The organism is Bradyrhizobium sp. (assembly GCF_016462955.1).
Classification (GTDB): Bacteria; Pseudomonadota; Alphaproteobacteria; order Rhizobiales; family Xanthobacteraceae; genus Bradyrhizobium.
The window spans coordinates 5,655-7,081 of record NZ_JAEMSD010000362.1 but is presented as its reverse complement, the minus strand read 5'-3'; the positions used below and the strand labels follow the sequence as shown (position 1 = coordinate 7,081).

Below are 1,427 nucleotides of genomic sequence, written 5' to 3'. Positions count from 1 at the left end.
ACCTTCCCGTGACGCTAGGCGTGGGGTGAGGTGGGGTGGGATGGGGCGCCGCCCAGCGAAGGAGTTTTATCCCTCCCTGATGAACATGCCGACGTTGTCGGCCGAGCAGCGCCGCACGATCGAGGCACAGGCCCAAGCTCAAATCACGAATGGCACGAGCGAGATCGCGAACGCGGAAAGTGCGCTTCGCCAAGCCAGGTCAGCGGGAGACTCCGCCGCTGTCGAACAGGCCGCAGGCCGGCTGCGCGACGGGCTGAACAATGTCAAGAGCGGCGCAACGACGCTTCGCGCCCTTGCCGAAGGCAAATCGCCTCCGCAAATCGCGCAGGCCTGGTTCAAGGCTCAGCTGAATATACCGTCCGCAACGTCAGGCAATTATCTTGGAACGCTGGGGCTGTCGTGGTTTCATGTGATCACGATGACGGTCGTCGCGGCGTTCGCCGCCGCCATGCTCGCGTTCTACTTGTTCCGCATGCGCCGCGCCAATGCCTTGGTCCAGCGTCTGACGAGTGCCCCGGCAATTGCAGCTTTCTCCGGCAGGCCCCCCAGCCCGTCGACCGCTGCACCAACAGCGCCTCCAGCGAGTGCGCCGGTCGCCACTGCTGGATCGGCATCTAAACCTCCCGCCGCTTCAGGCGTGACACCGGAACCCTCCTCGACTCCTGTGCCCCCGACGGCCAGCGCAAACGCGGGGCCTTGGAAAGGAACGCTTCGCGTGGCCGCCATCTTTCCAGAGACAAAGGACGTGAAAACGTTCAGGCTCAAGAATCCAGACGGTGGGCCGATTCCGTTCAGCTTCGCGCCGGGCCAATTCCTCACATACTCAGCACAGATCGATGGCAAGCTCGTCCGGCGATCCTATACGATTGCGTCATCGGCTGCACAAAGTGCCTATGTCGAGACCACGATCAAGCGCGAAGAACCGGGCATTTTCTCCGATTACATGCATGACAAAGTTGCCGAGGGCGATCTGCTCGAGGTGACGGCGCCCTCAGGCACATTCACCTTCACCGGCAAGGAAGCCGACAGCGTGGTGCTCATCGGAGGCGGTGTCGGCATTACGCCGCTGATGGCTGCGATCCGCTATCTGTTCGATACGGCCTGGAAGGGCGAGACATTTCTCGTCTATGGCGCACAGAGTACGGCGCATTTCATCTTTCGCGACGAGCTCGAATATCTCCAGCGCCGGATGCACAACCTTCATGTTGCAGCCACCATGGCGCGCGCGGCCGGCACGTCCTGGATGGGGGCCGAAGGACACATCACCAAGGAGTTACTGCTCCAGTCCGTGCCCGAGATCGCCAGGCGGCGCGTCCACCTCTGCGGACCGCCCGGCATGATGCAAGCGATGAAGAAGCTGCTCGCCGAACTCGGAGTCCCGCCAGACCAGGTCAAAACGGAGGCGTTCGGGCCGGCGCGCGGCGCCG

Annotated in this window: 1 protein-coding gene; it reads left to right on the top strand. The window is 63.0% G+C overall.

Annotated features, from left to right (window positions below; all coding sequences use genetic code 11):
- Positions 1–79: 79 nt before the first annotated feature.
- Positions 80–1,427 (top strand): ferredoxin reductase (locus tag JHD07_RS28225; protein ID WP_366865347.1); only part of this gene is annotated, 1,348 nt, incomplete at its 3' end.